The sequence below is a fragment of the Peptoniphilus phoceensis genome (assembly GCF_001517665.2).
GTDB classification, from domain to species: Bacteria; Bacillota; Clostridia; order Tissierellales; family Peptoniphilaceae; genus Peptoniphilus_A; species Peptoniphilus_A timonensis.
On the sequence record NZ_LN999809.1, the window covers coordinates 331689 to 354897 of the forward strand.

A 23209-nucleotide genomic window follows, 5' to 3' on the forward strand; every position below is an offset into this window, starting at 1 on the left:
GTGGATTTTTGGTATTCGAAAGTTTATCCGATAAATTGCAAAATACTTTGAAAAACCTAAGAGGCAAAGGTAAATTATCTGAAAAAGATATAGATGCAGCAATGCGTGAAGTAAAACTTGCACTTCTTGAAGCTGATGTAAATTTTAAAGTTGTTAAGACTTTTGTTAAGACAGTAAAAGAAAGGGCTTTGGGAAAAGAAGTTTTAGAATCTCTAACTCCCGGCCAGCAAGTTATTAAAATTGTTAATGAAGAACTCACAAATTTAATGGGAACAAGTGAAGTTAAAATTGACTTTTCTAAGAAACCAACTGTTATAATGATGTGTGGTCTTCAAGGTGCAGGTAAAACTACTACTAGTGGTAAACTTGCCAATAAATTAAAAAAAGATGGGAAGAGACCTCTTTTAGTCGCATGTGACGTTTACAGACCAGCAGCCATAAAACAACTTCAAGTTGTTGGAGAACAAGTTGACACGCCAGTATTTACTATGGGAGATAAAATTTCTCCAGTAGATATTTCTAAGGCAGCTCTTGAACACGCCAAGAAAAATGGAAATGATGTAGTAATAATAGATACTGCAGGTAGACTTCACATAGATGAAAAACTTATGAAAGAGCTTCAAGATATACATGAAGCTTTAGAACCATCAGAAGTACTTCTTGTTCTTGATGCAATGACAGGACAAGATGCAGTAAATGTTGCTGATACATTTGATGATATGTTAAAGCTAACTGGTGTAATTTTAACAAAACTTGATGGTGATGCAAGAGGTGGTGCTGCCCTTTCAATTAGATCAGTTACTGATGTTCCTATTAAATTTATTGCCAGTGGCGAAAAAATGGACAACATAGAAGTTTTTCACCCAGACAGAATGGCTTCAAGAATACTTGGAATGGGGGATGTGCTCTCCTTAATTGAAAAAGCACAGTCTGCAGTTGATGATAAAAAGGCAAAGGAACTTGAAGAAAAGTTGAGAAAGTCAACTTTTACATTTGAAGATTTCTTAGATCAAATGCAACAAATGAAAAACATGGGGCCACTTGAAGATATTATAGGAATGATTCCTGGAATAGACAACAAAGCTCTAAAAGGTATTAATTTACCAGAAAATGAATTTGCTAAAGTTGAGGCAATGATTCTTTCTATGACAAAAAAAGAAAGACAAAAGCCAGAGATTATAGATTCTTCCAGAAGGAAGAGAATTGCAAAAGGTTCTGGAACTAGTCCAGCAGATGTAAATAAACTCATTAAACAGTTTAAGGACATGAGAAAAATGATGAAGCAATTTGGAAACATGTCCAAGACTATGGGAAAAAGAAAATTTAAATTACCTTTTTCCTTTTAAACTAGCTTATATATTTTAATATATATGATTTTTATTGTGGAGGTGAATAATTTGGCAGTTAAAATTAGACTTAGAAGAATGGGTGCAAAGAAAAAACCCTTTTATAGAATAGTTGTAGCAGACTCTAGAAGTCCTAGAGATGGAAAATTCATCGAGGAGATTGGTTATTATAACCCACTTACAACTCCTAAGAAAGTTGTTGTAGATGCAGAAAAAGCTAACAATTGGATTAAAAATGGTGCAAAACCTACTGATACAGTTGACAGACTTTTCAGAGAAAACTCAGTGTATGGCGCTGAAAGAAACTCTAATAATACAGCAGAAGCAAGTGAATCAGAAGCTACTGAATAACAGTATGTTTGGAGGACCAAAATGGTTGAATTAATTGAATATATTGCTAAATCTTTAGTTGACGATCCTTCTTCAGTTGATGTGGCAATGACTAAGAATGATAATTCAATTGATATTACTCTTAAAGTTGCATCAAATGATATGGGAAAAGTTATTGGCAAACAAGGCAGAATTGCTAAAGCAATAAGGGCAATTTTAAAAGCTGTTTCACTAAAAGAAGATGTAAAGGTTAATTTGGAAATTGAAGAATATTAAAGATTCAATTACTTGCATTGGTAAAATTATAAATACTCATGGTATTAAGGGTGAAGTTAAAGTTGAGCCCTATACTTTCGACAAAAATAGATTTTCTAAACTAAAGAGTGTCTTCGTCGGTGATGACTTAGAAGAATTTTTTATAAAAAAAGTTAGAGTTAATGATTTCGTATTTTTGACTTTTACTGGTTATGAAAATATTAATGATGTCCTTTATTTAAAGGGCAGTGAAATCTATATAAGAGATGAAGACAGATTAGAACTAAAAGAAGATCAATACTATATTTCCGATTTAATTGGAAAAGAGGTTTACGACACTGATGGAGTTTTTATTGGCCTTGTAAAAGATATATTGGAATATCCTGCTAATGATATCTTTATAGTTGAAAGTAAAGATAAAGAGATTTATCAAATACCTGGAGTAAAAGAATTTATCAAAAAAATAGATTCAACAATAACTATAAAATTAATTGAAGGAATGATTTTGTGAAAATAAGTGTTTTAACATTATTTCCCGAATTCATAAATAATATTAGAGATTTTTCTATTGTTGGAAGGGCAATCGGTGAAGGAAAATTAGATCTTGAGACTGTAGATATAAGAGATTTTGCAATTAATAAATATCTACAAGTTGATGATTATCCTTATGGCGGCGGACCTGGAATGCTAATGCAAATTAAACCAATAGTAGAGGCAATAGAATCTGTAAAGACAGAAAATTCTAAGGTTTACTATATGTCTCCACAAGGCAAGGTGCTTACACAAGAGAAGTTAAAAGAGCTTAAAGATGAAAAACACTTAATTCTTCTAAACGGGCATTATGAAGGAATTGACAATAGGGTCATTGAAAATTATGTAGATGAAGAAATTTCTATTGGAGATTATGTTTTGACTGGTGGAGAATTGGCATCTATGGTTATAATAGATGGAGTATCAAGATTACTTGATGGTGTACTTGCTAGTGAAGAGTCTTTTGAAGATGAATCACATTATAATGGGCTTTTGGAACATCCACAATACACTAGGCCAAGAGAGTTTAGAGGACTTGAAGTTCCAGATATTCTTTTAAGTGGTGATCATGAAAAAATTAGAAAATATAGACTAAGAGAATCTATAAAGAACACTTTACAGAAAAGGCCAGATCTATTAAAAGATAAAATTTTAAATGATGAAGAAAAAGATATATTAAATGATTTACTGGAAGGAGGTAAAGACAATGGATTATATTAAAGCTATTGAAGATGAACAATTAAAAAATGATTTACCTGAAATTAATGTTGGGGATAATGTTAGTGTTCACTACAGAATAATCGAAGGCGAAAGACAAAGAATCCAAGTTTTTGATGGAACTGTTATAAAAATTCAAGGTAAAAGTTCAAGAAAAACTTTCACAGTAAGAAGAATTTCTTATGGTATTGGAGTAGAAAGAACTTTCCTACTTAACTCTCCAAGAATTGCTGAACTAGTAGTTACAAGAAAAGGTAGAGTTAGACGTGCTAAACTTAACTATCTTAGAGATAGACAAGGTAAGGCTGCAAAAGTTAAAGAAAAGACTAATTACTAAGAGTGGGACTTTATGTCCTATTTTTAGTATCTTTTATTTTGAGCAAATAAATTGATAAAGGTGTGATGTAGAATGAAAAAACTTTTTATGAGCTTATTTTTATTAGTTGTCCTAGCCGCAGGTGCTTTTTTATTTGTTGAAAATAGAGGAACTAGTAAAATTTCAACTAAGTACGATGAATTTAATTTTTTGACAGAAGATAAGGATATAGACAAAGAAGATTTTTGCATAGAAGATGGTATGATTTATCTTTCTCTTGACTACATAAAAAAATATCTTGACGATGATATTTCCTATGACAAGTCAACAGAAGAAGTAGAAATTCATAATGATCATGCAGATAAGATTTTAAAGTTAAATGAATATGAAGCTAAATTTAATAGTGGAACTATAGATTTAAGAGCTCCAGTAATTGAAAAAAATAGTAAAATTATGTTGCCAATTGAAGCTTTTATCTATGATTATGATGTTAGTCTTAGATATAACAAAGACATTAGACTCCTTTTATTAGATTATAGAAATAAAGAATATGATTTAACTAAAACAAATTCAGAAACTCTTTTAAGAGAGTCTGGATCTAAGAGAAGTCCAATAATTAAAAAACTTCCAGCTGGTGAAGAACTTTATGTTTACGAAGAAAAGGGTAAATATTGTAAAGTAAGAATGCCTGAAGGTTATGCAGGTTATGTTTTAAAGAATGACTTAGATGAAAATTTCCAAAAAGTAAGTCTTAAATCATCTTCAAAAAACATTTCGGATAGTCCAATAAATTTAACTTGGGACTACACTTATGCAGAACATTCTGATGACAAGGTAAACCAAATAAAAGATATTTATGGACTTGATGTAATAATTCCAACTTGGTTTTCAATTAAAAATGGCAATGGAGATATGATTGACAGAGGAAATCAAAATTATATTAAAAGATATAATGATTTTGGAATAGAAGTTTGGGCTTATCTTGACAACTCCTTTGATCCTGATATTACACATAAAGCTCTGTCAAATGAAGCAAGTCGTAAAAAAATAATTGAAAAAACTCTTGAACTTTGTAGAAAGTATGGAATGAAGGGTATAAATATTGACTTTGAACATACTAAAATTGAAGATAGAGATTATATAACAGATTTTGTAAGAGAATTTAGAGAAGCTGCAGGAGAAGATTTCATATTAACAGTTGATGTTACTCCACAAATTTCATCAGATGTTACAAAAGAACCTTATGATAGGAAGGCACTTTCTGAATTAGCAGATTATATGGTTGTAATGGCATATGATCAACACTGGGGCTCATCTGATAAAGCAGGCTCAGTGGCCCAATATAAATGGGTAGAAGGAAGCGTTAATGTTTTATTTAGAAATATTCCAAATAGAAAAATGATTTTGGGAGTTCCATTATACACAAGATTATGGAAAGAAGCTGGTGGAAAAGTAACTTCAAAGACAATTTCCATGGATGAAGTTGCAAGGATAATTGCAGCTAAGAGCTTAAAGCCAATATGGGATAAAGAATCTCAACAAAATTATGTGGAATATGAAGAAAATGGAGCTCAATATAAAATCTGGATTGAAGATGCAAATTCTATTGAGAAAAAGGTTTCTCTTGTAAATAAATATAATTTAGCTGGAGTTGGAAGCTGGAGATTAGGATTTGAAACATCAAATATTTGGGATGTAATATCTCAAGAATTGGATAAAACTAACTAAAAATTGACAATTCTGACTTTAAAGTATAAAATTAATTATATAAAATTTTAATTTAATAGGATGTGTTTAAAAATTTTACCAGATACACACAAAATCGTGGCAAAAATTGTTCACGACAGAATAAAAGATAAATATAATGTTAATCTAAATTCGGAAAAAATGCTTTGGGGCTCAGTTGCTCCTGATGTTCTTCCTTATTACAAAACGAAGAGACATTATTTCGACGAATCAGGAGACTTCATTGCAAAGGAAATTACAAAATTAATTTTCTTCTCAAGGTTTTCTTTTTCTGAAGGAAATGAAAGCAAGTTATTAATTAACTATATGAGTAAGAGGCTTGGCATAATAATGCACTATCTTTGTGATTTTGTTTGCTATCCTCATGCTTACAGAATGACCTTTGTAGAAAATTTGAGAAAACACGTAAGATATGAACAAGACCTAGCAGTATATGCTAGAGAAAATAAATATCTAGAAAGTGATTTTTTAAGTGTAATTAATACAGGTGATATAAACTTTTTAGAAGATTCTGATACTAAGCTAGAAGCTAGAATAAAAAATTATTTAGTTGATGTTATTGATGAATATAAAAAGTCAAACCACTCTTTTGATAATGATTTAAACTTTGCTTTAAACTTATCTACAAATATTTCTATGTTGGTTATTGAATCAAGTCTTCAATACAATGGAGAATTTGATTTACAATTTATTTAAAGAAAAATTCTTTCACCCACTATGGGTGAAAGTTTTTTATAGTTAGGGAGGAAAAATGAGAAATAATTCTAATGCTACTAAATTAGATCTTAGAGAAACGCAAATTGCAATTAAGTCAGTTAAGGATTACTTTCAAAGAGATTTGGCAAATACTTTAAATTTACAAAGGGTTTCTGCTCCTCTTTTTGTAAGACCTGAAACAGGACTTAATGATAACTTAAATGGGGAAAAAGCAGTAGATTTCGATTTAAGACAATATGGAATAAATGTTGAAATTGTTCAATCTCTTGCAAAATGGAAGAGAAATGCTCTTAAAGAATATAATTTTAATATGTATGAAGGAATCTATGCAGACATGAATGCAATAAGAGCTGAAGAAGAATTAGATGAAATTCACTCTTCCTATGTAGACCAATGGGACTGGGAAAAAATTATAAATAAATCAGATAGAAATCTTGAATATCTAAAACTTATTGTTAAAGAAATATTTTCAGTTTTTAAAAGAACTGAGGAATACATTAATCAAACTTATCCTTATATTCTATCAAATAAGCTTCCTGAAGAAATCTTTTTTATAACTTCTCAAGAGTTAGAAGATAAATACCCAGGTAAAAGTTCTAAGGAAAGAGAAAAATTAATATGTAAGGAAAAGGGTGCTGTCTTTATCATTGGTATAGGACACAATTTAAATTCTGGTGAACCACATGATCATAGAAGTCCAGACTATGATGATTGGAATTTAAATGGAGATATTTTATTCTGGGATGAAGTCCTAGGGAACTCTCTAGAAGTTTCAAGTATGGGTATTCGTGTAGATGAAGAATCTTTAAAGAGTCAATGTGAACTTGCAAATACTACTGATAGGCTTGAGCTTCCTTACCACAAAAATGTATTAAATGCAGAACTTCCATATACAGTTGGTGGAGGAATTGGTCAATCAAGAATTTGTATGTTCTTCTTAGAAAAAAAACATATAGGAGAAGTACAAGTTGGTGTTTGGGATGAAGAAAGTTTAGGCTTCTGTAAAGACAAAAAAATAAGATTGTTATAATAATATTAAATTATTATAATTACATTAAATTTACAAATTGGATTTCAATCCTCTGTTACTTGTAGTATAATTATTTTATACGAACTAACGGAGGATTTTTTTATGGACTTGGCACAAAAATTAAATCAGAAAACATACAATAGCCTTTCCTTTAAAGATATAAAAAAATATTTAATAGCAAACTTCTTATACAAGGGTGATTTGGATAGTATAAATATTTTACTTAATCTTTACAATGTTTATGAATCCATAGAAAATATATATCCAAGGTATGTAACTCTTGAGAATCTTAGAAAAGACATAGTTAAAATTTATAAACAAAAAGAGGGTATTGAGCTTATAGCTAGGAACCTTTCAAATCTTATTCATGATGATATAAATAGATTAGAGCTTTACTTATACTTAGAAGGATATAGACTGGGTTTTAATTCAAAAAAACATATTAATATGCTTGAAATTATAACCTTAAAATACTTAACTATTGATGAGCTTTATAATAGGAAAAAGCTTTTTCAATATGAATTTAAAAATGAAGAAGTTTTAGCTTTCAAGAAGTTAGTTTTTAAAGAGATAAGAAAAGATAGGCAAATTAGAATTTTCATAAAAAACACTCTTACTGATGTTAGGAAAAAACTTCTAAACAACAAGATTAAGAGCATAAATGAGCACTTAGATCTTCAACTTATTTTTAAAAGTCAAGATGATGATGTACAAATTAAAGAAGTAGACTCCTACTTAACAGATTCTGAAATTGAAACATTAGACAACAAAATTTCTAAATTTCTTTACATAGATTGTTTTAGAATTTTTAGGAATGCTTTTTGGGATGGAGTTAATGATAGAGTTTTAAAGAGATACAAGTAAGGATAGTTTTTACACTATCCTTTTTAAAGTGGTGATAAATTGGTAATATTGGGAATTGATCCAGGGATTGCAATAGTTGGTTATGGATTTTTAGAACTTAAGGGTAATTCTTATAAGGTTTTAGACTATGGAGCTATAACCACAGAGGCAAAAGTTCCTCTTCCAGATAGGTTAAACTCCATATACACAGAAATGAACGAACTAATAGAAAAATATAAACCCAATGACATAGCTTTTGAAGAATTATTTTTTAACAAAAATGTTAAAACTGCCATTACTGTTGCCCAGGCTCGTGGTGTAGAAGTTCTTGCTGCAAAAAAATCTCACGCTGGTCTTTATGAATATACACCTTTACAAGTTAAGCAAGCTATAGTAGGTTATGGAAGGGCAACAAAAAGTCAGATTCAAGAAATGGTAAAAATTATTTTGAATTTAGAAAAAGTACCTAAACCTGACGATGTGGCTGATGCACTTGCAGTTGCTATAACTCACGGAAGTTCAATTAAATTTAAAGAAAGTTTTAGGATGATATTATGATAGAATTTTTAAAAGGCAAAGTACATTCTACTGACAGGGGATATTTAGTTCTAGAATCTAATGGTATTGGATATATTGTAAATATGGTGGAGAGAGAGCTTCATACTTTTTATGAAAAGGAAGAAGTATTTATAAATATAAGGCTAGTTCTTAGAGAAGATGCTACAATTTTATATGGATTTAGAGATACAGAAACCAGAGATGCTTTTGATCTTTTGACTACAGTATCTGGAATTGGTCCAAAACTTGCCATGGGAATATTGGATGGTGATGATGTAACTAATATTGCTAAATACATAGTTTCAAAAGATGAGAAGTCTCTTACAAAATTGCCTGGAGTAGGAAAAAAGACAGCTCAAAGAATTATCCTTGAACTGAAAGATAAAATTGAAAAATTAAACCTTGATTTAAGTCATGTTAATAAAGAAGAAACAGTATTTGAAGAAAAGGATGATCCAGCAGTTGAGGCTCTTATTTCCTTAGGTTATAATGTATATGATGCAAAAAAATCGTTGGAAAAGATTGATCCTTCTCTAGATATATCTGAAAGAATAAGAGAAGCTTTGAAGTTGATGGGTTGATAAAATGGATAAAAACAGATTAGTAGAGCCAGAACTTATCGATGGTGATACAAAGGAAATAAGCCTGAGACCTAAGTGGTTAGACGAATATATTGGTCAAGATAAGGTAGTTGAAAATTTAAAAATATTTATTGAAGCTGCCAAAAATAGGTCGGAGCCTCTTGATCATACTTTGCTTAGTGGTCCACCAGGACTTGGGAAGACGACACTTGCGGGAATAATAGCTAATGAAATGGGCGTTAGTTTAAAAGTAACTTCTGGGCCTGCAATTGAAAAACAAGGTGACCTTGCTAGTATTCTTACAAATTTAAATAATGACGATGTTCTTTTCATTGATGAAATTCACAGATTAAATAAATCAGTTGAAGAAATTTTATATCCTGCTATGGAAGACCATGCACTGGATATAATAATAGGAAAGGGACCTTCTGCTAGATCAATTAGACTTGATCTCGCTCCTTTTACACTAATAGGAGCTACCACTAGAGCAGGAATGTTAACATCTCCATTAAGAGATAGATTTGGCGTAATGTTAAAGCTTGATCTTTATGATACTGAGTCTTTAGTTGAAATTATTATGAGATCGGCGAAAATTTTAAATGTGCCTATAGAAAAAGAAGGAGCACTTGAGATAGCGAAAAGATCTAGAGGAACTCCAAGAATTGCAAATAGGCTCTTAAAAAGAGTTAGGGACTATGCAGAGGTAAAAGAAGCTGGAGTAATTACAACTAAGGTTGCCATAAAAGGACTTAATCTTCTTGAAATAGATAAGTATGGACTTGATAATATAGACAGAAGAATAATTCTCACAATGATAGAAAAATTTGAGGGGAGACCAGTGGGTATTGATGCAATTTCTGCAGCCATTGGGGAAGATAAGGGAACAGTAGAAGATGTTTACGAGCCATATTTAATGCAAATAGGCTTTATAATTAGGACGCCTAGAGGAAGAATGGCCACTAAGAGAGCTTATGACCATTTTGGTATAGAATATAAGGGTGATTAAAATGAAAAAGATTATATTGTTAGCTGTTTTTTTGATACTACTACCACTTAATATCTTTGCAAAAGAAGATTATGACATGATTGATATTAAAATCGGCAAATCTATATCTGCGAAAGAAAGTCTAAAATTAAAATCAAAAAGTAATTTTAGAATTATAAGTTCAGATGATCAAATAATAAACAATACTAATAATAAAGAAATAAATATTAATTTTGATGAAAATAAAATTAATATATTAGGAAATAATTTTAAGTTACAAAATTTTCCACAAGATGGAGCATTTTTAATTACCTCTGATTCTCCAATATATGTTGATAAAATTAAAAGATCTTATGGAGGATCTATATCTTTTAGAGTTAACAACAAAAAATTAGATATTGTAAATAGAATTAATATTGACGAATACTTAAAAGGTGTTCTACCTAAAGAAATGAGTCCAGAATTTCCAATGGAATCATTAAAGGCACAAGCTCTTTGTTCTAGATCATTTGCAATAAATAATTATAATAAATTTATAAAAAATGGCTACAATTTAGACGACACAACTAGATCTCAAGTTTATTACGGAAAAGATGTTGAGGAGAAATCCACAAATGAAGCTGTAGAATCTACTTTAGGTCAAGTTATAAAGTACAAAGGAAAAGTAGCAGAAACTATTTTCTGTGCATCTTCAGGTGGTTATACTGTAGCATCCAGTGAAGCTTGGGGTGGAAACAGTGTTCCTTATCTTATCTCTAAAGAAGATCCATATTCAACTCATCCTTGGAAATATGAATTAAAAGCTAGTGATTTAAAGAAATTAAATTTAACAGATATAAAAGATGTTAAACTTGATTTAAAAGATTCAAAGAGAGTAAATAACTTGATTTTTTCAACATCAAAGGGCGATGTAAAAGTTAATGCCAATGATTTTAGAAAAAAAATAGGAAATACTATTGTAAAGTCAACTTTGTTTGATGTAAATGTGGCAGCTAATAAAGTTACTGTAAATGGAAAGGGATATGGACATGGTGTTGGCATGAGCCAATATGGTGCAGTTGAAATGGCTAAAAAGGGAAATAATTACAAGGACATTATTGATTTTTATTTTCCAGGAACAAATATTGAAAAAATAAAATAATAGAAAGGCAAAAATGAAAACAAAAGATTTTTATTACGACTTACCAAAGGAATTAATAGCACAACATCCTGAAAAAAAAAGGGACCATTCAAGGCTTTTAGTTTTAGATAAAAAAACTGGTGAAATGGAACACAAACATTTTTATGACATAAAAGATTATCTTAAAAAGGGTGATTTGCTAGTATTAAATGACACCAAGGTAATGCCTGCAAGAATTTATGGACATAGGGAAGGAAAAGAAGAAAAAATTGAGTTTCTTCTTTTAAATCACAAGGGTGACATCTGGGAATGTTTATCCAAACCTGGTAAAAAAGCAAAACTTGGAACAAAAATAATTTTTAGTGACAAACTTTCAGCAGTAGTTGTAGACATATCTGACGATGGATCAAGATTTTTGAAGTTTGAATACGAAGGCATTTTTGAAGAAATCTTAGATGAACTTGGAGAAATGCCACTCCCACCTTATATTACTGAAAAACTTGAAGATAAAAATAGATATCAAACAGTTTATGCAAGAGAAGAAGGATCAGCCGCAGCTCCAACAGCAGGTCTTCATTTTACAAAAGAATTGCTTCAAGAGTTAAGTGATATGGGAGTAGAAATTTGTTATATTACTCTTCATGTTGGATTAGGGACTTTTAGACCAGTTAAGGTTGAGAATGTTGATGAACATGAAATGCACTCAGAATTCTATGTTATGACAAAGGAAGTTGCAGATAAAATAAATGCAGCTAAGGAGAGAGGAAGTAGAGTTATTGCAGTTGGAACAACAAGTGTTAGAACTGTGGAATCTATAGCAGATGAAAATGGAAGAGTTTGTGAAAAGAGTGGATTTACAAATATCTTTATTTATCCACCTTACAAATTCAAGTGTATAGACGCTTTGATAACTAACTTCCATTTGCCAGAGTCAACACTTTTAATGCTTGTTTCTTCACTTTCAAGTAGAGAGATTATTTTAAAGGCATACGAAGAAGCAGTTAAAGAAAGATACAGATTCTTTAGCTTTGGTGATGCCATGTTTATAAGGTAGGTTTTATGTTTAAATTTGAACTATTAAAGACATCTAAAGATTCAAAAGCAAGACTTGGAAAGATAACAACAAATCATGGAGAAATTGAAACTCCAATTTTTATGCCAGTTGGAACAAGGGCCACAGTTAAGACTATGACTCCAGACGAGTTAAAAAAAATTGGTGCTCAAATAATTTTATCAAACACCTATCATTTATTTTTAAGACCAGGTACTGAAATTATAGAAAAAGCTGGAGGACTCCACAAATTTATGAATTGGGACAAGCCAATTTTAACAGACTCAGGTGGATTTCAAGTTTTTTCATTATCAGATAACAGAAAGATAACTGAAGAAGGAGTTCATTTTAGAAGTCATATTGATGGCAGTAAAATGTTTATATCACCAGAAAAATCTATTGATATACAAAATATTTTAGGCTCAGATATAATTATGGCCTTTGATGAATGTGCACCATATCCTGCAAGTCATGAATACATTGAAAATTCTATGAAAAGAACTCTTAGATGGGCTAAAAGGTGTAAAGATCATCACAAAAATGTAGATAATCAAACTCTTTTTGGAATCATTCAAGGTGGAATGTATAAAGATTTAAGAGAAATTTCTGCAAAAGAAATGGTGGATATGGACTTTAAGGGCTATTCTATTGGCGGGCTTTCTGTTGGCGAGCCAGTTGATTTAATGACAGAAATTTTAGACTTTACAACAGATTTTATGCCTGAAAACAAACCAAGATATTTAATGGGTGTTGGTAGTCCAGATTATTTATTTGAAGCTGTGGAAAGAGGAGTGGACATGGCAGACTGCGTTCTTCCCACAAGAATTGCTAGAAATGGCACAGTCCTCACTCACAAGGGCAGGATTCCAATAAAAAATGCAGTATATAAGGAAGATTTTTCTAGATTAGATGATGAATGTGATTGTTACACTTGTAGAAACTTTTCTAAAGCTTACTTGAGACATTTATTTAATGTTGATGAAATTCTTGGAATGAGACTTGCAACTATTCACAATCTTTATTTTTTAATTGATATGATGGAAAATATAAGAGAGTCAATAAAGGGCGACTATTTCCTAGAATATAAAAATGATTTTTATAAAAAATATGGTTATAAATAAGGCATTAAATAATATTCTTGTTAAGTTATGAGATTAAATGTATAATATAATTATGAATTATAAAGAAGAAAGGGGTTAATAATGAATCAAAACGCAATGTTAAATTTTATACCTTTGATATTGATGTTTGTTATTTTTTATTTTTTCCTAATAAGACCACAAAAGAAAAAAGCAAATGAAATAAACGAAATGCGTGAAAACTTAAAAGTGGGAGATAAAATAATAACAATTGGCGGTATTATTGGTAAAATTGTCCTTGTTAAGGAAGACTACTTAGTTATCGAAACTTCAACTGACAATACAAAAATGGAAGTAATGAAGTGGGGAGTTAATGGTACTTATAAAAAGAACGCTGATTTAAAAGACAGTGAAGAAGAATAGGAGATATTATGAAACACATTAAAACACTTACACAAAAAAACCTTAAAAAAACTTATGAAAAAGGCGGATGTGGCGAATGTCAAACATCTTGTCAATCAGCTTGCAAAACTAGCTGTACTGTTGGAAATCAAAAATGTGAAAATTCTGAAAACTAAGGCAAGGGAAACCTTGCTTTTATTTTGTTAGGGGTTAAGTAAAGGAGAAAAGATGGAAGAAAGAATTCACAAATTTTATTTAAATGATAAATACATTGTCCTCGATATAGCAAGTGGATCAGTACATGTTGTAGAAAAAATTGTATATGAAATGATTGATGACTATGAAGATTTATCTAAAGATGAAATAATAAAAAAATTTGCAAAAATTTATAATGAAGAAGATGCTAAAGAAGCTTATGAAGAAATAGATTATTTGACAAAGGAAGGACTTTTATTTTCTGAAGATGAACACTTTAAACTTCCTAAATACAATCCACAAAATGTAGTAAAGGCTCTTTGCCTTCATGTTGCCCACGACTGTAACTTGAGATGTAAATATTGCTTTGCATCACAAGGAGATTTTAAGGGCGACAGAAGTCTTATGTCTTTTGAAACTGGTAAAAAAGCACTAGACTTTTTATTAAAAAATTCTGGAAATAGAAAAAATTTAGAGGTTGACTTTTTTGGTGGCGAACCTCTAATGAACTTCGATCTTGTGAAAAAACTTGTAGCATATGGTAGAGAAGAAGAAAAAAAATACGATAAACATTTCAGATTTACCATAACAACAAATGGTGTGTTACTTGATGATGAAATACAAGACTTTATAAATGAAAATATGGACAATGTCGTTTTATCAATTGATGGTAGAAAAGAAATTAATGATGAAATGCGTCCAACAACAAATGGCAAGGGTTCTTATGATATTATTGTTCCAAAATTTAAAGAACTTATTGACAAAAGAGGGGACAAAGACTATTTTATCAGAGGAACTTTTACAAATGAAAATTTAGATTTTTCTGAAGACTTAAAAGATTTTTATTCTCACGGCTTTAAAAAGACTTCTATAGAACCAGTTGTTACAGATGAAAGTGAACCTTATGCTATTAGAGAAGAACATCTTGATAAAATTTTAAGTGAATATGAAAAAATGTCCAAGGACTACATTGAAATGAGAAAAAAAGATAAAGATTTTTCTTTCTTCCACTTTATAATTGATTTATCTCAAGGACCATGCATTGTAAAAAGAACTGTTGGATGTGGTGCTGGTTCTGAATATGTTGCCATTACTCCACAAGGAGAAATTTATCCTTGCCATCAATTTGTTGGTGAAGAGGAATTTTTGTTGGGAAATGTCGACGATGGTATATTAAATACTGAATTGAGAGATACATTTAAAAATTCTAACGTATACACTAATGAGGACTGTCCAACTTGTTGGGCTAGATATTATTGTTCAGGCGGATGTCACGCAAACGCATATTATAGCAACAAAGATTTGAGCAAACCTTATAAAGTTGGTTGTGCCATGGAAAAGAAGAGAATCGAATGTGCTATTTCAGTTCTTGCAAATGAAGAATAATTTTTTAAAAATTTAGGACCCCTAGGGGTTCTTTTTTTGTATTTGATAGAGTCTATATTAGTTTTACCTTAATGACAATTTTTGATATAATTAAATTTATACAAAAGTGGTGATTAAATGGAAAGATGGTTTATAAAAAATAAAAGCGATCCTGGAATTGATTATAAAAAATTAGGAATAAACAATGTTATATATAAAATTTTACTTAATAGGGAAATTAATACAGAAGACGACATTAGAGAATTTTTAAATCCCAGTCTTTCAAATTTAAATTCACCTATTTTATTAAAAGACATGGTTAAAGCTTCAAATATAATTTTAAGTCATGTTAGTAAAAAAAATGAAATTAGAATAATTGGTGATTATGATGTTGATGGGGTTACTTCAACATATATTTTATACACTGGTTTAAAAAGAATTGGAGCAAATGTATCCTATGATATACCTCATAGAGTCCATGATGGCTATGGAATTAATAACAATTTAATAGATAAAGCTTATGATGATAAAGTCAAGTGTATAATAACTTGCGACAATGGTATAGCTGCAAGAGATTCTGTTCTTTATGCAAAATCTAAGGAAATGGATATCATAATAACTGACCATCACGAAGTTCCAAAAATTGTGGAAAATGGAAAGGAAGTTGAAATGATTCCCGAGGCAAGTGCTGTAATTGATCCAAAACAGAATTCCTGTTCCTATCCTTTCAAAGAAATTTGTGGTGCAGTAGTTGCTTTTAAACTTATAGAGTATTTATTTTTGATTAAGGGTGTTGAAAAGGAAGAATTTTATGATAGCTTTCTTCCCTATGCAGCAATAGCAACTGTATGTGATGTAATGCCCATAATAGATGAAAATAGGGTAATAGTTTCTGAGGGATTAAAAAAACTAAGAGAAACTAAGGACTTAGGTTTAAATGCCCTTATTGAAGCAGCAGATATAAGAAAAAATGAAATTGACGTATACCATCTTGGTTTTATTTTGGGACCTACTATAAATTCTAGTGGCAGACTTGAATCGGCAAAGGAAGCTTTAGCATTATTTTTAGAAAATGATTATTCTAAAGCTTTAGAAAAGGCAAAACTTTTGAGGGATTTGAATTATGAAAGACAAGTTTTAACTAATAAGGCCTTTGAAGTTATAGATGAAAAGATTAATAGAGAAAATCTTTTGGATAAACACAAGATTTTAATTATTTATGAAGAAGGTTTAAATGAGTCCATTCTTGGAATAGTGGCAGGAAAAATCAAAGAAAAATATTATAGACCAAGTGTAGTTTTGAGTGATTCAAAGGATTTAATAAAGGGATCTGGCAGAAGTATTGAAGAATATAATATGTTTGAGGAATTTTCAAAGTCCAAAGAATATCTTAAAAGTTTTGGTGGACATAAGATGGCATGTGGTTTATCTTTAAATCTTTCCGATTTAGATGATTTTATAAAAGATGTTGATGAAAAAGAAAGTCTTACTGATAAAGATTTAATTCGAAAAGTTTATATAGATGGAAATTTAAAGCTTAAATATATAAGTATGAATCTTGTGAGGGATCTTGAGGCGCTTGCTCCTTTTGGCAATGGCAATTCTGCCCCAAAGTTCGGTGCTAAAAATTTACAAGTTAAGTCACTTAATATCTTGGGGAAAAATAAAAACTTCTTGAAAATGACTTTATCCCAAGACGATATAAATTATACGGGAATATTGTTTGAAGATTCACAAGTTTTTTTAAATAGGCTTGCAAGTTCCTATGGTAGGGAAGAAGTAATGGCTCTTCTAAATGGAAGACCATCAAATATTTTTATAGATATAGTTTTTAATCTAGACTTAAATAATTTTAATGGAAATGTAACTATCCAGTTAAAGATTAAAAATTATAGAGTTACAGGTGAGAATAATGTTATTAATAGATAAATTAATTGAAAAAGTAAAATCATATAATGAAAATGCTGACCTTGATTTAATAAATCGTGGCTATAAAATGGCAGAGGAGCACCACAAGGGACAAAAGAGAAATTCTGGTGAAGATTATATAATCCATCCCCTAAATGTTTCTTTGATTCTTGCAGATATGAATATGGATACTGCAACTATTGTAGCAGGTCTTCTTCACGATGTTGTTGAAGATACAGATGTAACCCTTGAAGATGTAAAAAATGAATTTGGTCAAGAAATTGCTGAATTAGTAGATGGTGTTACAAAATTAAAAAAATTAAATTATAAAAATAAAGAAGAAAAACAAGCGGAAAATATTAGAAAAATGGTTCTTGCCATGGCAAAAGACATAAGAGTTATTATTGTGAAATTAGCCGATAGACTTCACAATATGAGGACTCTTGAATATATGACTGATGCAAAAAAAATTGAAAAAGCAACTGAAACCGTTGAAATTTATGCACCAATTGCAGATAGACTTGGTATGAGCAGGATTAAGTGGGAACTTGAAGATTTATCTCTAAGATACCTTGATGAAGAAGGCTACTATGAATTAGTAGATATGGTAAACAAGAGGAGAAACGAAAGAGAAGATTTAATAAATCATATAATAAAGCTTCTTGAGGATAATCTTAAAAATGTTGGCATAAAATGTGAAATTAAGGGAAGACCTAAAAACTTTTATTCAATTTATAAAAAAATGAAGAAAAAAGGTAAGGTTTTTGATGAAATTTACGACCTTTCTGCTGTAAGAATTTTGACTAACTCTGTAAAGGACTGTTATGGTGCTTTAGGGGTTGTTCACACACTTTTTAAACCAATACCAGGAAGGTTTAAGGATTATATTGCTATGCCTAAACCAAATAAATATCAATCACTTCACACAACAGTAATTGATAACAATGGAGAAACTTTTGAAGTTCAAATTAGGACTTATGAAATGCACCAAACAGCAGAATATGGTATTGCTGCCCATTGGAAGTATAAGGCTGGCGTATCAAAGGAAACTGCTTTTGATGAAAACTTGACCTGGCTAAGACAATTGTTAGAATGGCAAAAAGATTTAAATGATCCTGAAGATTTTATGGATACTCTTAAAATTGACTTTTTTGCTGACGAGGTATTTGTATTTACTCCAAGAGGTGATGTAATAAATTTACCAGAAGGATCAACGCCAATTGACTTTGCTTATAGAATACACTCACAAGTTGGAAATACTTGTGTCGGTGCTAAAGTAAATGGAAGGATAGTTCCTCTAAATTACACTTTGCAAAGTGGAAATATAGTTGATGTAATTACAAATCCAAACACAAGCCCTTCTCTTGACTGGCTAAAAATTGTAAAAAGTCCTCAAGCGAGAAAAAAAATCTCTCAATATTTTAAGGTAAAAGACAAAGAAAAGAATATTGAAAGAGGAAAAGATGCTATTGAAAGAGAAGTCAAAAAACTTGGCTATGAAACTCACAAGATTTTGCGTGATGATTGGTTAGAAGAAGTTAAAGAAAAGCTAAATATGCTTAGTCTTGATGAAATGTATGCGGCAGTAGGATTTGGAACAATTACAACTGCACAGGTAACAGCGAAACTCACAGATCTTTACAATAAATTTTATAAAAAAGATGAAAAAGATATTGAAGAAATTGTAGAGTCTAAAAAGAGATACAACAATCAAGGTATTGAAGTTAAGGGTGTAGACGGTGTAAATGTTAGGATAGCAAAATGTTGTACGCCAGTTCCTGGAGATGATATAGTTGGATATATAACTATAGGTAGAGGAATTTCAGTTCACAGAAAAGATTGCAAAAATATGCAAAATAATGTTGATCCTTCTAGACTTGTTGAAGTTAGGTGGGAAAATTCCAATGCAGCAAGTTACAGTGCATCTATAGAAATTAGAGCCTTTGACAAACCTAATGTAATTGCTGATATTGCTAGTAGAGTTAACGATTCTAGACTTAGTATGTCTTATCTAAATGCCAAGGTTATAAAAAATGGCGATGCAGTTATTGATATTACAGTTGAAATTACTGACAGTGAAGAACTTGAAAGACTAATGGAAAAACTCAAGAGAATAAATAATGTTTTAGAAGTTTATAGAATAAAGGCGTGATTAAATGCGAGCGGTAGTGCAAAGAGTTAAAAGGGCAAGTGTATCTGTTGATGGTGAATTAATTTCAAAAATCGATAAAGGAATTATGCTTCTTTTAGGGATAGAGGAACATGACGAAGAAAAAGATTTAGAATACATTTTAAAAAAAGTAACTAAACTGAGAATTTTTGATGATGATGAAGGAGTTATGAATAAATCGCTTCTTGATTATGGTCTAGAAATTTTAGTTGTCAGTCAATTTACTCTTTATGGAGATGCTAGAAAGGGTAACAGACCATCTTACGTTAGATCAGCTAAGTTTGACGATGGAATTATTTTGTATGAAAAATTTATTGAAGAACTAGAAGCTTTAGGTATAAAAGTTGAAAAAGGAAAATATGGCGCTGACATGGATGTTGAACTTATAAATGATGGACCAGTTACTATTTTATTAGATTCAAGCAAGGAATTTTAGGTGAAATAATGGAATATAAAATTATAAAATTAGTAGTAGGACAACTGCAAGAAAATTGTTTTATTTTGTTTGATGAAAACAAAGATGCCTTTATAGTTGATCCAGGTGCTTCTAGTGAAAATATTATTGAAGCTATAGAAAAAAATTCTTTAAACATAAAATACATTTTATTGACACATGGTCACTTTGATCACGTTGGTGCTGTTGCAAGTCTAGCAAAAAAATTTAAAGCTCCAGTTTATTTATCAAAAAAAGACAGGAAATTTTTGGAAACACCTGCTGAAGTGAGAGTCTCATCCTTTGGCATGGAAATTGAAGCAGCAGATGTTGATGTTTTTGTTAATGAAAATGATGAAATTCCTTTTTCAGAAGGACTTATTAAAGTTATAGAAACACCAGGTCATACCTTGGGTTCAGTTTGCTATTTATTTAATAATTTTTTATTTGCAGGAGATACTCTTTTTAATGGTTCAATAGGAAGGACAGATTTTCCAGAGTCAGATCATTCACTTATGATAGAGTCATTGAAAAAACTAAAAAAATTGGACGATGAGATTTATGTTTTATCAGGACATGGTCCTGAATCTCAAATGAGTTACGAAAAAATTTCTAACCCATATTTAAGAAATCTATGATAAAAATAGAAAATGAAAATGAAGGTCTAAAAAAATCGATTTTTGAATTTTTTAGAATGAAACTTCCAAAAGATTATAAAAATATAAATTTAAATTTAAAAATAATTATTCATGATGATATTGTAAATATTGAAGTATTTGGTCGTGGGATAAATAAAAAAGATGAATTAAAAATAGAAAATGATAAAGTTCATTTTCTAATAAAAAGATATCTATTTGATTTGTTCTCAAAAGAAGAAAATTTTGACAAAAGTTTTGGAATTTTAACTGGAGTGAGGCCCTTAAAACTTATTTCAAAAGTTTTTGAGGGCTATTCCTATGAAGATTCCTTAAAAGTACTTTATGAAAAGTATAGGATTAGTGAAAATGATGCAAGTTTTCTATACAAGATATATAAAAATCAGGAAAATTTGAGAATAAAATCTAATATTAATAATTATAATGTTTATGTTCACATTCCTTTTTGTCCAAGTAGATGTCTATATTGCTCCTTTGATACAACAATAGAAAATAAGGAAAAAATGAAACTCTACACACAAAGACTGATTGAAGATATAAATTCATATGATCTTAAATTAAAAGGAAGTCCAAATTCTATTTATTTTGGAGGAGGGACTCCAACATCAATTGGTTTAGAAAATCTAGAGAAAATAATAGATGCTATTTTAGATAAATTTGGAAAGGCAAAAGAATTTACTGTTGAATGTGGAAGAATTGACAGTCTGAGTCTTGAAATTTTAAAGATGTTAAGGGATAAGGGAGTGGGTAGAATATCACTAAACCCACAAAGTTTTAACGAAAATGTAATAAGTAAATTAAATAGAATTTCAAATAAGGATATGACCTATTGGTTTAATAGGGCTAGAGAAATTGGATTTGAAGTAATTAATATGGATTTAATAATGGGACTTCCTGGTGAAGATAAATTTAGTATTATTTCTTCAATAAAAAAAGCAATTGATTATTCTCCAGAAAATATTACTCTACACACTTTGGCATTAAAAAATGGATCTAAACTTTTTGAAAATTCTTATATTAATGAAGAAGATTATGGGAATTTGTTAGAGGAATCTAAAAAACTTTTATTAGAAAATAATTATGAACCATATTATATTTATAGGCAAAAAAAATCTGTAATTTCTTCAGAAAATATTGGATATGCAAAAAAAGGATACTCATCAATTTATAATATAGTTATGATGGAAGAATTGGAAAATATAATCGCTTTTGGTTTAGGAGCCAGCACAAAAATTTTAAATAAGGATGGAAAATTTAAAAGAAATTTAAATTCTAAAAACCTTGAAGATTTTTTAAGGAGAAGATAGTTTTGAAATTAGGAACAATTTTAAATAATGTAGATATTATTGACGCAAATTTTGAAATAGATAAAGAAGAAGATATAAAAAATATCGCCTTTCACACTGATGATGTAGAAAGAGGCGGTATTTTTGTTGCCATAAAAGGTTATATAACAGATGGCCACAAATTTATAAGTAAGGCAAAAGAATTAGGTGCAAAAATTGCCTTTGTAGAAGATTACTCTAAAGAAGATATAAGACAAATTAGGGTAGAAAATTCGAGAATTGCTCTTGCAGATATAGCAAGAAATTTCTACAAAGATCCTTCAAAAGAAATGAATGTAATTGGTATTACTGCAACTAATGGAAAGACAACGACAGCTTTTATGGTTGATTCTATTTTAAAAGAAGATAAGAGGAAGACAGGAATTATAGGAACTGTTCTAACTAGATACGATGATGTAATAATTCCTTCTGTCTTGACAACACCAGAATCTTTAACTCTTCAATCTTATTTTAGAGATATGAAAGAAAAAAATGTTACTGATGTAACAATGGAAGTTTCATCTTCTGCTCAAGAATTGTATAGGAATAAAAATATAGATTTTGACATAGTTAGCTTTAATAATCTTGGCAGGGAACACATTGATCAACATGGAAGTTTTGAAAATTATTTTAGATTTAAATCAAGACTTATACGACATGCAAAAGAAGATGCAATTGCAATTTTAAATGCTGATGATGAGAAAATCTATTCTCTTAAAGACAAGACTAAGGCTCAAGTTCTTAGTTTCTCTCTTGAAAATAATAAGGCTGATTTTGGAATAGAAAATCTTGACTTGTCTAGTGGAAAGGGAAAGTTTACTTTTAAAATAAATAGAGATTTACAAATTAAAAATAGACTTATAGAAAAATCAGAATTTAATATAGAATTAGGTTCAGTTGGTTATTCTTCTGTTATGAATTCAATTGTTTCGATTATAATTGCTCTTTGTCTTGATATTGAAAGAGAAACTATAAAGAAAGCTCTAAAAAATTTTAAAGGTGTAGAAAGAAGATTTGAACTTATCTTTGATGAGAAATTTAAAATTTTAGATGATCACTTTGCCAACGAAAAAAATATTGATGCCACAATGGAAACTCTAAAAGAAATGGATTATAAAAACTTAAACATTCTCTATGCTATTAGAGGAAAAAGAGGAGTGGAAGTGAATCGTGAAATAACTGAAAGGCTAGTTAAGTGGATTAAGATTTTAAAACCAAAGACCTTAACTGCTACATTATCAAAAGATACTGTAAAAGAAAAAGATAGGGTCACAGATGATGAGCTTAAAGTCTTTAAAAATATTTTAGAAAAGAATAATATAGATTGTAAGATTTATGATAACTTGGAAGACTCCATATATAATTCCATTGATTTAATGGAGGAAGATGATGTTTTGTTACTAGCAGGCTGCCAAGGAATGGATAAGGGTGCAAGTTTTGTAAAGAAAAAACTTTTAGAAGAAGATATAGTAAAAGATATAGAAGGATTTTCTCATAGAATAGACAAGAGAATCTGTTAAAGTTGAATTTTGAAAGACCTTGTTTTATAA

General features: G+C 30.0%; 25 protein-coding genes. All 25 read left to right on the plus strand.

Annotated features, from left to right (window positions below; translation table 11 throughout):
• The first annotated feature begins 8 nt into the window (after window positions 1-8).
• The 25 genes from ffh to BN3657_RS05900 all read left to right on the plus strand — a co-directional run bounded on the left by ffh (window position 9) and on the right by BN3657_RS05900 (window position 23179).
• Entirely contained in the window at window positions 9-1346 is a 1338-nt protein-coding gene (gene ffh / locus BN3657_RS05780) for a signal recognition particle protein (RefSeq protein WP_062552138.1), read from the plus strand.
• 51 nt (window positions 1347-1397) lie between these two features.
• Window positions 1398-1697 (plus strand): 30S ribosomal protein S16, encoded by a 300-nt coding sequence (gene rpsP / locus BN3657_RS05785; protein ID WP_019138146.1) that lies wholly within the window; start codon window positions 1398-1400, stop codon window positions 1695-1697.
• Between the two features lie 21 nt (window positions 1698-1718).
• Entirely contained in the window at window positions 1719-1952 is a 234-nt protein-coding gene (locus tag BN3657_RS05790; RefSeq protein WP_005956767.1) for a KH domain-containing protein, read from the plus strand.
• Entirely contained in the window at window positions 1939-2442 is a 504-nt protein-coding gene (rimM, locus tag BN3657_RS05795; RefSeq protein WP_062552139.1) for a ribosome maturation factor RimM, read from the plus strand. The genes BN3657_RS05790 and rimM overlap by 14 nt, the downstream gene beginning before the upstream one ends.
• Complete coding sequence (gene trmD, locus BN3657_RS05800) at window positions 2439-3182, plus strand: tRNA (guanosine(37)-N1)-methyltransferase TrmD (RefSeq protein ID WP_019138148.1); 744 nt, start codon at window positions 2439-2441, stop codon at window positions 3180-3182. Before rimM ends, trmD begins: the two co-directional genes overlap by 4 nt.
• Window positions 3169-3516, plus strand: a complete 348-nt coding sequence (gene rplS / locus BN3657_RS05805; protein ID WP_062552140.1) for a 50S ribosomal protein L19 — start codon at window positions 3169-3171, stop codon at window positions 3514-3516. Before trmD ends, rplS begins: the two co-directional genes overlap by 14 nt.
• A gap of 72 nt (window positions 3517-3588) precedes the next feature.
• The gene (locus BN3657_RS05810) at window positions 3589-5223 is read left to right on the plus strand and encodes a glycosyl hydrolase family 18 protein (RefSeq protein ID WP_062552141.1); all 1635 of its coding nucleotides are present in this window, start codon (window positions 3589-3591) and stop codon (window positions 5221-5223) included.
• A gap of 96 nt (window positions 5224-5319) precedes the next feature.
• Window positions 5320-5937, plus strand: a complete 618-nt coding sequence (locus tag BN3657_RS05815) for a zinc dependent phospholipase C family protein (RefSeq protein ID WP_187363630.1) — start codon at window positions 5320-5322, stop codon at window positions 5935-5937.
• Window positions 5938-5992: 55 nt separating this feature from the next.
• Window positions 5993-6988, plus strand: a complete 996-nt coding sequence (asnA, locus tag BN3657_RS05820) for an aspartate--ammonia ligase (RefSeq protein WP_062552143.1) — start codon at window positions 5993-5995, stop codon at window positions 6986-6988.
• A gap of 102 nt (window positions 6989-7090) precedes the next feature.
• Window positions 7091-7852: a hypothetical protein gene (locus tag BN3657_RS05825; protein ID WP_062552144.1), complete on the plus strand. Its 762-nt coding sequence runs from the start codon at window positions 7091-7093 to the stop codon at window positions 7850-7852.
• A 39-nt stretch (window positions 7853-7891) separates the two neighbouring features.
• The gene (ruvC, locus tag BN3657_RS05830) at window positions 7892-8389 is read left to right on the plus strand and encodes a crossover junction endodeoxyribonuclease RuvC (RefSeq protein WP_062552145.1); all 498 of its coding nucleotides are present in this window, start codon (window positions 7892-7894) and stop codon (window positions 8387-8389) included.
• Window positions 8386-8970, plus strand: a complete 585-nt coding sequence (gene ruvA / locus BN3657_RS05835) for a Holliday junction branch migration protein RuvA (protein ID WP_062552146.1) — start codon at window positions 8386-8388, stop codon at window positions 8968-8970. The genes ruvC and ruvA overlap by 4 nt, the downstream gene beginning before the upstream one ends.
• Window positions 8971-8974: 4 nt before the next feature.
• Window positions 8975-9976 (plus strand): Holliday junction branch migration DNA helicase RuvB, encoded by a 1002-nt coding sequence (gene ruvB / locus BN3657_RS05840; RefSeq protein ID WP_062552147.1) that lies wholly within the window; start codon window positions 8975-8977, stop codon window positions 9974-9976.
• Between the two features lies 1 nt (window position 9977).
• On the plus strand, window positions 9978-11096 hold the full coding sequence (locus BN3657_RS05845; protein ID WP_062552148.1) for a SpoIID/LytB domain-containing protein: 1119 nt from the start codon (window positions 9978-9980) through the stop codon (window positions 11094-11096).
• A 13-nt stretch (window positions 11097-11109) separates the two neighbouring features.
• The gene (queA, locus tag BN3657_RS05850; RefSeq protein WP_062552149.1) at window positions 11110-12129 is read left to right on the plus strand and encodes a tRNA preQ1(34) S-adenosylmethionine ribosyltransferase-isomerase QueA; all 1020 of its coding nucleotides are present in this window, start codon (window positions 11110-11112) and stop codon (window positions 12127-12129) included.
• 5 nt (window positions 12130-12134) lie between these two features.
• Window positions 12135-13247 carry a tRNA guanosine(34) transglycosylase Tgt gene (tgt, locus tag BN3657_RS05855; RefSeq protein ID WP_062552150.1) on the plus strand — a complete coding sequence of 371 codons (1113 nt, stop codon included), beginning with the start codon at window positions 12135-12137 and terminating at the stop codon, window positions 13245-13247.
• 81 nt (window positions 13248-13328) lie between these two features.
• On the plus strand, window positions 13329-13628 hold the full coding sequence (gene yajC, locus BN3657_RS05860) for a preprotein translocase subunit YajC (protein ID WP_019138159.1): 300 nt from the start codon (window positions 13329-13331) through the stop codon (window positions 13626-13628).
• 8 nt (window positions 13629-13636) lie between these two features.
• Window positions 13637-13783 carry a six-cysteine ranthipeptide SCIFF gene (gene scfA, locus BN3657_RS05865; RefSeq protein ID WP_005956826.1) on the plus strand — a complete coding sequence of 49 codons (147 nt, stop codon included), beginning with the start codon at window positions 13637-13639 and terminating at the stop codon, window positions 13781-13783.
• A 52-nt stretch (window positions 13784-13835) separates the two neighbouring features.
• Entirely contained in the window at window positions 13836-15188 is a 1353-nt protein-coding gene (gene scfB, locus BN3657_RS05870; protein ID WP_062552151.1) for a thioether cross-link-forming SCIFF peptide maturase, read from the plus strand.
• A gap of 117 nt (window positions 15189-15305) precedes the next feature.
• Complete coding sequence (gene recJ / locus BN3657_RS05875) at window positions 15306-17096, plus strand: single-stranded-DNA-specific exonuclease RecJ (protein WP_062552152.1); 1791 nt, start codon at window positions 15306-15308, stop codon at window positions 17094-17096.
• Window positions 17080-19227, plus strand: coding sequence for a RelA/SpoT family protein (locus tag BN3657_RS05880; RefSeq protein WP_062552153.1), 2148 nt, complete (start codon window positions 17080-17082; stop codon window positions 19225-19227). Before recJ ends, BN3657_RS05880 begins: the two co-directional genes overlap by 17 nt.
• Before the next feature lie 4 nt (window positions 19228-19231).
• On the plus strand, window positions 19232-19681 hold the full coding sequence (dtd, locus tag BN3657_RS05885) for a D-aminoacyl-tRNA deacylase (protein WP_062552154.1): 450 nt from the start codon (window positions 19232-19234) through the stop codon (window positions 19679-19681).
• An 8-nt stretch (window positions 19682-19689) separates the two neighbouring features.
• The gene (locus tag BN3657_RS05890) at window positions 19690-20316 is read left to right on the plus strand and encodes an MBL fold metallo-hydrolase (protein ID WP_062552155.1); all 627 of its coding nucleotides are present in this window, start codon (window positions 19690-19692) and stop codon (window positions 20314-20316) included.
• Entirely contained in the window at window positions 20313-21641 is a 1329-nt protein-coding gene (gene hemZ, locus BN3657_RS05895; RefSeq protein ID WP_062552156.1) for a coproporphyrinogen dehydrogenase HemZ, read from the plus strand. Before BN3657_RS05890 ends, hemZ begins: the two co-directional genes overlap by 4 nt.
• A 2-nt stretch (window positions 21642-21643) precedes the next feature.
• Window positions 21644-23179, plus strand: coding sequence for a Mur ligase family protein (locus BN3657_RS05900; protein WP_062552157.1), 1536 nt, complete (start codon window positions 21644-21646; stop codon window positions 23177-23179).
• Window positions 23180-23209 lie beyond the last annotated feature (30 nt).